The sequence below is a fragment of the Rhodoplanes elegans genome, from assembly GCF_016653355.1.
Taxonomy (GTDB): Bacteria; Pseudomonadota; Alphaproteobacteria; order Rhizobiales; family Xanthobacteraceae; genus Rhodoplanes; species Rhodoplanes elegans.
Window position 1 is genome coordinate 1 of the sequence record NZ_NHSK01000163.1, and the last position, 10,052, is coordinate 10,052.

The following is a 10,052-nucleotide window of genomic DNA, read 5'->3' on the forward strand; positions in this document are numbered from 1 at the left end:
CGCTGCAGGTCGCGGCGGGCGGAGCGGCTCGCGGCCTCCTGCTCGGCGGCGGCACGCACCTCGGCCTGGGCATCCTCGACGGCGGTCCGGCGGGTCTCCAGCTCGGCCCGCGCGGTCGCGAGCTCGGTCTCGATGTCGGCGAGGCGGTTGCGCTCGGCGAGGCGTCGCGCCGCGCCGGTCGGCGCGTGCGCCGCGACCGCGAATCCGTCCCAGCGCCAAAAATCGCCGTCGAGCGAGACGAGGCGCTGGCCGGGCTTCAGGAGCGCCGCGAGGCGCGGCCCGTCGGCGCGCGACACGACGCCGATCTGGGCGAGGCGGCGCTTCAGCTCGTCGGGCACCCGGCTGACATGGGCGGCGAGCGAGTCGACCCCCTCCGGCAGGGCCGGGTCGGTGCCGTCGCCCTCGGCCAGCGTCCAGCGGATCGGTGCGGTCGGCTCGATCGGGGCGTCGAGATCGTCGCCGAGCGCGGCGCCGAGCGCGGTCTCGTAGCCCTTGTCGACGGTCAGCGCGTCGATCACCGGCGGCCACAGCTGCTTGGCGTCGACATGCAGGACCTTGGCGAGGGTCTTGGCCTCGGTCTCCAGGCGGTTGGCGCGGCGCTCCGCCTCGGCGAGCGGCTGGCGGGCGACGTCGAGCGCCTGGCGCGCACCGGAATGCGCCGCCTCGGCCCGCACCGACGCGGCCTCCGCCTCGGCGGCCGCTTCGTTCGCGGCCTCCACGGCCTCGGCCAGCGCGTCGAGATCGACCGCGCTGGTGGCCTCCGCCATCATCCGGTCGAGGTCGGCCGTGACGCTCGCGAGCTCGCTCTCGGCGCGGCTCGCGCGCTCGCTGTTGGCGCGCATCGCGCTTTCGAGCTGGCGGCGGCGGGCGCCGACGTCGGCGAGCGCCGCGGTCAGCTCGGCGAGGCGCTTCTCGGTCACGGCGACCGTCTCGTCGGCATCGGCGACGCGCTCGTCGATCTCGGCGCGGCGCTCGGCGGCGGCCTCCAGATCGGCGGTCAGCGTCTCGCGCTCGGCCTCCAGCCGCGCGATGGTGCCGTCGGCGTCGGCCAGCATCTGGGCCTCGCGATCGCGGTCGCGGGCGATCTGCTCGGCGCGGCGGATCAGCTCGGCCATGCGCTCGTTGGCGCGGGCCTCCTCGCGGGCGAGGGCGTCTCGGGCCGAGACGAGGCGCTGCAGCGCCGCGGCGGCCTCCGCCTCGGCATTGCGCAGGCCGGGGAGCGCCGCGGCGGCGAGCGCCTGCGCCGTGGCCGACTCGCCCTGCGCGGCCGTGAACTCGACGACGGCGCGGCTGCTTTCGTCCTTGGCGGCCTCGGCGGCGGCGACCTCGGTGTTCGCCTGGCTCCAGCGGACGTGGAACAGGGTCGCCTCGGCCTTGCGCACATGGCCCGAGAGGGCGCGATAGCGCACCGCCTGACGGGCTTGGCGCTTGAGCGACTCCATCTGCTGGGAGAGCTGGCCGATCACGTCCTCGAGCCGGGTGAGGTTCTGCTCGGCGGCGCGCAGGCGCAGCTCGGCCTCGTGGCGGCGGGCGTGCAGGCCGGAGATGCCGGCGGCCTCTTCCAGCACGCGGCGGCGTTGCTCGGGCTTGGCCTGGATGATCTCGCCGATGCGGCCCTGGTGGACGAGGGCGGGCGAGCGCGAGCCCGACGACGCGTCGGCGAAGAGAATCTGCACGTCGCGGGCCCGGACCTCGCGGCCGTTGACGCGATAGAGCGAGCCCTGCTCGCGCTCGATGCGGCGCGACACCTCGAGCGTGTCGTCGCCGTTGAACTGGGCCGGCGCCGTGCGGCTGCCGTTGTCGATCAGGATCGACACCTCGGCCGTGTTGCGGGCCGGGCGCTTCTGGTTGCCCGAGAAGATCACGTCGTTCATGTCGGCGGCGCGCATCGCCTTGTGCGACGCCTCGCCCATCACCCAGCGCAGCGCCTCGACGAGGTTCGACTTGCCGCAGCCGTTCGGGCCGACGACCCCGGTGAGGCCCGGCTCGATGACGAAATCGGTCGGCTCCACGAAGGACTTGAAGCCGATCAGGCGCAGCCGTTTGAACATCATGAGTGGAGTGCTCCCCTCGCAGGACGCATGGCTTCGGCCGCGCTGGACGGCATCGCCGCCGCGCGCGTGAGGAGAGGGCCCGGGCCCTGTGGGGTCGAGGTCTGCCGCATCGGGCCGGAGAATGAATCGATCGCGGCCGCGAACGCAACAGGGGCGGGCGGCTTGTCCACCGCCGCGGGCGGCCGGGACGGCGCGCCAAGACCTCGCCCCGCACCGGCGGGGCGAGGCGAAGTCGTTGTCAGGCCTTCAGATACTTGTCGATGACCTTGGCGAATTCCTCCAGCGGCAGGGCGCCGACGACGCGCTCGCCGTTGACGAAGAAGGTCGGCGTCGACTGCACGTTGAAGGTCTGGGAGCCGCGCTTGCGCACCTCCTCCAGCTTGTCGAGCAGGGCCTGGTTCTGCAGGCAGGCGTCGAACGACTGCTGGGTGTAGCCGAACTGCTTGGAGATCTCGCGCAGCGGCGGGATCGGGTTCTGCACGACCCACTTGTTGAACTGCGAGAACAGCGAGTCGACGATCGGGTAGTACTTGTCGTCGCCGCTGCAGCGCGCCAGCATGAAGGCGCCGGCGGCGAGCGGATCGAGCGGGAACTCGCGCAGGACGTACCGCACCTTGCCGGTGTCGATGTAGCGCTCCTTGATCTTCGGCAGCACGTCGCGGGCGAAATGAGCGCAGTGCGAGCACGTCATCGAGGCGTACTCGACGATGGTGACGGGGGCGTTGTCCTTGCCCATCCAGACGTCACCGAGCGGGCTCGGCTTCATCAGCTCGGCGACGTCGACCGTGTCGGCCGCCCGGGCCGCGACGGGAACGCCGAGGGCGGCGGCGGCGACGAGGCAGGTGGCGCTGGTGACGACTTGGCGGCGGGTGACGGGCACGGTCTTCCTCTTCGGCTTCGACGGAAATGGCACGGCTCGTCCGGAACCGCGGGGGTGAGCTATCGAGTCTGCACCGAAAGCGCAATGTTGGTGCGGATTTGTGGCGAGACCGCCAATTCACGTCCGGTTGATCCCCGCCGCCCGGCCGGCGGCCCCGGACCGGCGCCGGTCAGCCGCGCTTCACGGCGGCGCCGAGGCGGGCGAGCGCATCGCGAAGACCCTGGTCGGCGACCGGGGGCAGGGCGGCGGCCGCGGCCGCGACCGCCTGCGGGTCCGGTCCCCGACGCGGCTTCTTGGTCTTGCGGCGTTGCAGCGGCGCCTGCCGCAGCGCCAGGCGGCCGACCGCCGGCCAGCCGAAGAACTGGTTGACTCGGCCGACGATGACGCCGGCCATGTGCTGCACCTCGATGGCGGCCGGCCCCTCGACCCGCAGCACCAGGGTGGCGGGCTCCTGCGCGGCGTCGCCGGGCGCGCCGTCGCGCCGGCGCGGCCACTCGATCTTCATCGGCTCGGCGATCGCCGCGACCTCGGCCCCGACGATGTCGTCCCAATGGGTGACGATCTCGGTGGCGGCGAAGCCGCGCCGCTGGAAGGCCGGCGTCAGGGCCGGGCCGACCAGGTCGGCGAGCGGTCGGGCCCGCGACCGGGCCGGCTTGAAGGACATTGTCGGACTCGTGGGCGCAGGCTCTCGGGCGCGGGACCGCTTGTTCGGGGCGTCGGGCTCTGCCACAGACGGGGACGCCCCGCCGGGGGACCAGAGACGTCGCATGACCCTAGCAGCGCCGCCCCCCGCGCGGAAGCCGTCCTCCCCCGATCCCACAGCGGCGACCCGCCTCACGGCGGCGCTGCTCGGCTGGTACGACCGCCACCGCCGCGTGCTCCCGTGGCGGGCGCCGGCCGGCGTGACAGCCGACCCTTACGCCGTGTGGCTCTCCGAGATCATGCTGCAGCAGACCACCGTGAAGGCGGTGGTGCCGTACTTCCAGACGTTCACGGCGGCGTTCCCGACCGTCCGCGACCTCGCCGCCGCCGATCTCGACGCGGTGCTGCGGCTGTGGGCCGGGCTCGGCTACTACGCCCGCGCCCGCAACCTGCACGCCTGCGCCAAGGCCGTGGTCGAGCGCCACGGCGGCGCGTTCCCGGACAGCGTCGATGCGCTGCGTGCGCTGCCCGGCATCGGCGACTACACGGCCAACGCCATCGCCGCGATCGCTTTCGACCTGCCGGTGGTGCCGATCGACGGCAATGTCGAGCGCGTGCTGACCCGCCTGCACGCCGTCGAGGACGAATTGCCGGGCGCAAAGCCGCGGCTGCGGGCGCTCGCCGACGCGCTGGAGCCGGCGGATCGCGCCGGCGACTTCGCGCAGGCCCTGATGGATCTCGGCGCGACGATCTGCACGCCGAAGTCGCCGGCCTGCGTGCTGTGCCCCTGGGCCGAGCCGTGCGTCGCGCGTCGCCGCGGCGACCCCGAGAGCTTCCCGCGCAAGACGCCGAAGAAGGAGGGACGGCTGCGCCGCGGCGCCGCCTTCGTGGCACTGCGCGCCGACGGCGCCGTGCTGGTGCGCACGCGCCCCGAGAAGGGCCTCCTGGGGGGCATGGCCGAGGTCCCGACGACGGAATGGTCGGCCGCGTTCTCCGAACGCTCCGCCCTCGACCATGCGCCGGCTCTCGGCGTCGCATCGAAAGGCTGGCGGCGCGTGCCGGGCGTCGTCACGCACGTGTTCACGCATTTTCCGCTGGAGCTTTTCGTCTTCGTCGCCTCGGTGGCGACGGACGCCGAGGCACCTACCGGTTCACGATGGGTCGCGTGCGAAAAAATCGCCGGCGAGGCGCTTCCGAACGTCATGCGCAAGGTGCTGGTGCATGCCGGCATCGACGTGACGCCGGGCGCGCCGGAGCCGAATCAGTCCAAGCCACCCACCCGAATCAGCAAGCCGAAACGGAGCCCCCGATGACCCTTCAGCGTCTGCATGTCGGTCCGCGCATGAGCGCGATCGTGATCCACGGCGACACCGTCTATCTGCGCGGCCTCACCGCCGAGGAGACGGCGGGGCAGAGCCTCGCGGCGCAGACGACGGAGATTCTCGCTGAGGTCGACCGTTTGCTCGCCGAGGCCGGCACAGACAAATCGAAGCTGATCAGCGCGACGATCTGGCTGTCCGACATCCGCACCGTCGACGAGATGAACGCGGTGTGGGACGCCTGGGTGGTGCCGGGCGCGACCCCGGTGCGCGCCTGCATCGAGGCGCTCCTGCAGGGCGCCGATCTGAAGATCGAGATCCAGGTGACGGCGGCGAAGTGACGGACCGTCGAGAATCGTGACTTCGACCGTCACCCTGAGGTGCTCGCGCAGCGAGCCTCGAAGGGCGACGGCCCGAGCGTTCGTGTCGAGTCCGAGGCCGCATCCTTCGAGGCCCGGCTCACGCCGGGCACCTCAGGATGACGGTTTCATGCAGTTGCTCGCCTACTCCGCCGCCTGCATCTGCTCGGCCCGGAACGCCGCGCGCAACGTGTCGATGGGGGCGAGGCCCTTGGCCGTCTCGACGTGCCAGAACGTCCAGCCGTTGCAGGCGTCGAGCCCTTGCGCGATCGCGCCGATGCGGTGGATCGAGCCGACCGTCTCGCCGAGGCTGACGGCGCCGTCGGCGCGCACCAGCGCGGTGACGCGACGCTTGGCGTCGGTGAGCTTCGTGCCGGGCGACACCATGCCGCGCTCGATCAGCGCCGCGAACGGGACGCGCGGCGCCTCGCGCGCGGTCTGGAAGGGTGCGACGCTCGCGGCCGGCAGCGGCAGCACGGAGTCGATGCGGTCCTGCGCCGCGGTGGCGTAGAGGCTGTCGCGCTCGACGCCGACGAATCGCCGGCCGAGCTTCTTGGCCACCGCGCCCGTCGTGCCGGTGCCGCAGAACGGGTCGAGCACCAGATCGTCGGGCCGCGACGAGGACAGAATGACGCGGGCGAGCAGCGCCTCCGGCTTCTGGGTCGGATGCAGCTTCTTGCCCTTGCCGTCCTTCAGTCGCTCGTCGCCCGTGCACAGCGACAGCGTCCAGTCGGAGCGGACCTGGACGTCCTCATTGCCGGCCTTCAGGGCCTCGTAATTGAACGTGTAGTTCTTGGCGTTCGGCTCGCGCGCCGCCCAGATCATGGTCTCGTGCGCATTGGTGAAGCGACGCCCGCGGAAATTCGGCATCGGGTTCGACTTGCGCCAGATAACGTCGTTCAGGATCCAGAAGCCGAGATCCTGGAGGATCGTGCCGACCCGGAAGATGTTGTGATACGAGCCGATCACCCACAGGGTCGCGGACGGCTTCATGACGCGGCGCGCGGCGAGCAGCCAGGCGCGGGTGAAGTCGTCGTAGGCCGAGAAGCTCTCGAACTTGTCCCAGGCGTCGTCGACCGCGTCGACGCGCGAATCGTCGGGACGCTTGAGGTCGCCCTGGAGCTGGAGATTGTAGGGCGGATCGGCGAAGACCAGATCGACCGACGCGGCCGGGAGCTTCGCCATCTCGGCCACGCAATCGCCCGTGAGGACACGGAACGAGGGGGCCGGGCGGGGAGTTGAGCGGGGCGTCCTGACGGACGCCCCGCGACGCGTAACACCCATGACTCGGTACTCTACTTGAGCGACGCGATCGGCGACGCGAGACCTTCAACCGACCCCAGGAAGATCGCCCACCAAGGTAAAAATCGACTTAACCGGGACCCCGGACTGGCGCCGAAAATCGTCATGGACCATATTCTCGCCAGGCGCGCGGCCGCCCCCGTCCGCGCGGACATGTCCACCGAGGTGTCCGGTGGTCGCGTGGCGCACCGCGCGACGACGTACCGCGACGTGCGACGGAGCTGAACCGATGCGCTGGGACAACCTGCCTGAGAGCAACAATGTCGAGGATCGCCGCGGCGACGACGGCGGCGGCCGCGGCGGCTTCCCGATGGGCATGGGCGGCGGCGGCGGGCTCGGCATCGGCACCATCGTGGTGCTCGGCCTGATCGGCTGGTTCCTCGGCATCGATCCGCGCATCCTGATCGGCGGCGCCGAGATGGTCGGCGGTGGCAGCCATCGCGAGGCGCCCGCGCAGTCGCAGCAGTCGGGCCAGCGCGGCAGCCCGAACGACGAGATGGGCAAGTTCGTCTCGCGCGTCCTCGGCAGCACCGAGGTGCAGTGGAAGGAGATCTTCGCCAAGGACGGCAAGACCTACCGGGCGCCCGTGCTGGTCCTCTACAACGAGGTGACCAACCAGGCCTGCGGCGGCGTCGCCCAGGCCGCGATGGGGCCGTTCTATTGCCCCGCCGACAAGAAGATTTATCTCGACACGTCGTTCTTCCGCGAGATCGAGCGCCGCTTCCGCGGCTGCGACGTCGGCTCCAAGTCGTGCCAGTTCGCCCAGGCCTACGTGATCGCCCACGAGGTCGGGCATCACGTCCAGAACCTGCTCGGCATCCTGCCCAAGGTGCAGGAGATGCAGCAGGGCCTGAGCAAGGTCGAGGCCAACAAGCTTCAGGTGCGGGTCGAGCTGCAGGCCGACTGCTTCGCCGGCGTGTGGGCCAACAAGTCCGACCAGCGCTGGAACCTGATCGAGCCGGGCGACGTCGAGGCGGCGATGCGCACGGCGGCGGCGATCGGCGACGACAAGCTGCAGATGCAGGCGCGCGGCCGCGTGGTGCCGGACTCGTTCACGCACGGGTCGTCGGCGCAGCGCCAGCGCTGGTTCGACATCGGCTTGAAGCAGGGCTCGGTTGCGGCCTGTAACACGTTTAGGACGCAGGATCTGTGATACGAGGCGGCCTGCTTCCGGCGGGCCGCGCGGCGAAGCATGCCGTTCCGACGTGCGGTCTTGCCTTCATCGAGGACAGGCCATGATCGTCGAATTCGTCACCTTCGACTCACCGAAAGGGTGGGATCGCGGAAAAGTGCTCGCCGACGCCGAGACCACGATCCCGAAGTGGAGCGCCAACCGCGAGCTTCTGCGCAAGCACTTCCTGCTCGGCATGGGCGAGGCCGAGGGCACCGGCGGCGGCATCTATATCTGGCCGTCGATCGAGGCGGCGCAGCGCGCCCATGACGACGCCTGGCGCGAAGGCATCAAGCGCCGCACCGGCGGCTACCCGACGGTCCGCTATTTCGACCTGATGCTGCTGATCGACAACGAGCAGGGCCGCGTCACCGCCTGGGACGCCGCCGGCACCCCGCACGACCGCACGCCGGCGTCGGTGTGAACCGCGCGCCAGTTCTCCGCCGCGAGGCGTCATCCGAACCCGCTCGTCCCCGCGAAGGCGGGGACCCAGGGGCGGCACGGCACGGCGCTCTGGATGCCCGCCTTCGCGGGCATGAGCGGAGACTGGGGCGAGCCCCCGGGGACTATGCATCCCCGCCCGTCGGCGCCCTCCCCACCCGGCCGATTGACGCCCGCGGGGGCGGGCGCCATCGTGCGCCGGCGCCGGCCGGCGCGCGCAGGGCGCGCGGGCCGCGACGATTTGGAGATCCGCATGCCCGGCCTCGACGACTCGCGCCAGTTCGTGCCGCTGAAGATCGCGGTGCTGACCGTGTCCGACACCCGCACGCCCGAGGACGACAAGTCCGGCGCCACCCTGGTCGAGCGGATCACGGCGGCCGGCCACACGCTCGCGGCGCGCGGCATCGTGGTCGACGACATCGCGGCGATCCGCAGCCGGGTGGAGACCTGGATCGCCGATCCCGAGATCGACGTGGTGATCACCACGGGCGGCACCGGCTTCACCGGCCGCGACGTGACGCCGGAGGCGGTGGAGCCGCTGTTCGAGAAGCGCATGGAGGCGTTCTCGAGCCTGTTCCTGCTGGTCAGCTTCCAGAAGATCGGCACCTCGGCGATCCAGACCCGGGCGACCGCCGGCGTCGCGCGGGCGACCTACGTCTTCTGCCTGCCGGGCTCGCCCGGCGCCTGCAAGGACGCCTGGGACAACATCCTGGTGCACCAGCTCGACTACCGCTACCGGCCGTGCAACTTCGTCGAGATCATGCCGCGCCTCGACGAGCATCTGCGCCGCCCGAAGGCCAAGGGCGCGACGGTGTGACACGTGATGCGGAGCGCGCCGTCATTCCGGGGCGCGCCGCAGGCGCGAACCCGGAATCCAGCGGCACGCTCGGCGACCGGAGCTGGATTCCGGGTTCGGCGCTTCGCGCCGCCCCGGAATGACCGTCACGCCCTCAGCCCCAGCTCCCACGTCTCCCCCAAGAGCTCGTGGCCGAATACACAGTGCGGCTCCTGCTTCACCAGCCCGAAGCCGAGTGACGCGTAGAGGCCGCGCGCCTCGACCAGGATGCTCTGCGTCCACAGCGTGATCGTGCGGTAGCCGCGCTCGCGCGCGAAATCGATGCACGCCTCGACCAGGCGGCGGCCGAGGCCGAGGCCGCGCGCCTCGGGCACCACCAGGATCAGCCGCAGCTTGGCGACGCCGTCGCCGCCGTTCACCAGGAACGCGCTGCCGACCGGCACGCCGTCGCGCTCGGCGATGAAGCAGGCCTCGCGCGCCGCGTCGAAGCTGCGCAGGAACTCCGCCACGATCTCGGCGACCAGCGTCTCGAAGCCTGTGCCCCAGCCGTAGCCCTCGGCGTAGCAGCGCGCGTGACTCGCCAGCACGAAGCCCATGTCGCCGGCGCGGTGCGGCCGCAGCGCCACGGCGGGCGGCGCATCGCCTTGCGTCACCAGGGTCTCGATGGTGCGCATCGCCGCGACGAGGCGTTGCTGCGCCTCCTCGGGCAGCGTCGTCAACAGCGCCGCGACCTGGTCCTCGGCGCGGCGGACCAGATCCGCGAAGGCGGCGGCGCCGTCCGGCGTCAGCGACAAGAGGCTCTGCCGTCCGTCCTGCGACGACGGGCGCCGGGCGACCAGCCCGGCCGCCTCGAACTTTTTGAGGATACGGCTGAGATAGCCGTGATCGAGGCCGAGCGTCGCGGCGATCGCGGTCGCCGTGGTGCCGGGAGTCGTCTCGTCGGCGACCGGCCCGCCGGCATGGGCGAGCTCGTAGATCACCCGTGCCTCGGTGAGCGTGAAGGGCGTGTCGACGAGCCCGTCCTGGAGGAGGCCGAGGCGGCGCGTATAGGCGCGGTTGAAGCGCCGGACAGCGTCGAGCCTGGCGGG

11 protein-coding genes are annotated in these 10,052 nt (G+C 71.6%); 6 read left to right on the forward strand and 5 right to left on the reverse strand.

The genetic code is table 11. The features are described from left to right. The 3 genes from CCR97_RS20425 to CCR97_RS20435 form a co-directional block, all read right to left on the reverse strand. A partial coding sequence (locus CCR97_RS20425; protein WP_201159789.1) for a chromosome segregation SMC family protein occupies positions 1 to 2,054 on the reverse strand: 2,054 nt, incomplete at its 3' end. Positions 2,055 to 2,292: 238 nt separating this feature from the next. Then, positions 2,293 to 2,934, reverse strand: a complete 642-nt coding sequence (locus tag CCR97_RS20430) for a DsbA family protein (protein WP_245429300.1) — start codon at positions 2,932 to 2,934, stop codon at positions 2,293 to 2,295. Between the two features lie 169 nt (positions 2,935 to 3,103). Beyond that, positions 3,104 to 3,598 (reverse strand): DUF721 domain-containing protein, encoded by a 495-nt coding sequence (locus CCR97_RS20435; protein ID WP_201159790.1) that lies wholly within the window; start codon positions 3,596 to 3,598, stop codon positions 3,104 to 3,106. A gap of 103 nt (positions 3,599 to 3,701) precedes the next feature. Between CCR97_RS20435 and mutY the strand changes: the two genes are divergently transcribed. Then, positions 3,702 to 4,889: an A/G-specific adenine glycosylase gene (gene mutY / locus CCR97_RS20440; RefSeq protein WP_111359648.1), complete on the forward strand. Its 1,188-nt coding sequence runs from the start codon at positions 3,702 to 3,704 to the stop codon at positions 4,887 to 4,889. Next, on the forward strand, positions 4,886 to 5,236 hold the full coding sequence (locus CCR97_RS20445; protein WP_111359647.1) for a RidA family protein: 351 nt from the start codon (positions 4,886 to 4,888) through the stop codon (positions 5,234 to 5,236). Before mutY ends, CCR97_RS20445 begins: the two co-directional genes overlap by 4 nt. 162 nt (positions 5,237 to 5,398) lie before the next feature. On the opposite strand, the gene CCR97_RS20450 is transcribed toward CCR97_RS20445, so the two are convergent. After that, positions 5,399 to 6,538 carry a site-specific DNA-methyltransferase gene (locus CCR97_RS20450; RefSeq protein WP_201159791.1) on the reverse strand — a complete coding sequence of 380 codons (1,140 nt, stop codon included), beginning with the start codon at positions 6,536 to 6,538 and terminating at the stop codon, positions 5,399 to 5,401. A gap of 15 nt (positions 6,539 to 6,553) precedes the next feature. Here CCR97_RS20450 and CCR97_RS20455 point away from each other — a divergent pair, with 15 nt between their 5' ends. The 4 genes from CCR97_RS20455 (at position 6,554) to moaB (ending at position 8,985) form a co-directional block, all read left to right on the forward strand. Then, on the forward strand, positions 6,554 to 6,781 hold the full coding sequence (locus tag CCR97_RS20455) for a hypothetical protein (RefSeq protein ID WP_146618901.1): 228 nt from the start codon (positions 6,554 to 6,556) through the stop codon (positions 6,779 to 6,781). A 4-nt stretch (positions 6,782 to 6,785) separates the two neighbouring features. After that, positions 6,786 to 7,709: a KPN_02809 family neutral zinc metallopeptidase gene (gene ypfJ / locus CCR97_RS20460; protein WP_111359646.1), complete on the forward strand. Its 924-nt coding sequence runs from the start codon at positions 6,786 to 6,788 to the stop codon at positions 7,707 to 7,709. Between the two features lie 82 nt (positions 7,710 to 7,791). Then, entirely contained in the window at positions 7,792 to 8,151 is a 360-nt protein-coding gene (locus tag CCR97_RS20465) for a hypothetical protein (protein ID WP_111359645.1), read from the forward strand. A 270-nt stretch (positions 8,152 to 8,421) separates the two neighbouring features. Beyond that, complete coding sequence (gene moaB, locus CCR97_RS20470; RefSeq protein ID WP_111360100.1) at positions 8,422 to 8,985, forward strand: molybdenum cofactor biosynthesis protein B; 564 nt, start codon at positions 8,422 to 8,424, stop codon at positions 8,983 to 8,985. Positions 8,986 to 9,110: 125 nt separating this feature from the next. Here moaB and CCR97_RS20475 read toward each other — a convergent pair. Continuing rightward, positions 9,111 to 10,052 (reverse strand): bifunctional helix-turn-helix transcriptional regulator/GNAT family N-acetyltransferase (locus CCR97_RS20475; RefSeq protein ID WP_201159792.1); only part of this gene is annotated, 942 nt, incomplete at its 5' end.

Excerpts from the sequence above, each read along its gene's own strand:
- CCR97_RS20465 (WP_111359645.1), top strand. The coding sequence starts at position 7,792 with ATGATCGTCGAATTCGTCACCTTCGACTCACCGAAAGGGTGGGATCGC.
- CCR97_RS20445 (WP_111359647.1), top strand. The coding sequence starts at position 4,886 with ATGACCCTTCAGCGTCTGCATGTCGGTCCGCGCATGAGCGCGATCGTG.
- moaB (WP_111360100.1), top strand. The coding sequence starts at position 8,422 with ATGCCCGGCCTCGACGACTCGCGCCAGTTCGTGCCGCTGAAGATCGCG.
- ypfJ (WP_111359646.1), top strand. The coding sequence starts at position 6,786 with ATGCGCTGGGACAACCTGCCTGAGAGCAACAATGTCGAGGATCGCCGC.
- CCR97_RS20435 (WP_201159790.1), bottom strand. The coding sequence starts at position 3,598 with ATGTCCTTCAAGCCGGCCCGGTCGCGGGCCCGACCGCTCGCCGACCTG.
- CCR97_RS20450 (WP_201159791.1), bottom strand. The coding sequence starts at position 6,538 with ATGGGTGTTACGCGTCGCGGGGCGTCCGTCAGGACGCCCCGCTCAACT.
- mutY (WP_111359648.1), top strand. The coding sequence starts at position 3,702 with ATGACCCTAGCAGCGCCGCCCCCCGCGCGGAAGCCGTCCTCCCCCGAT.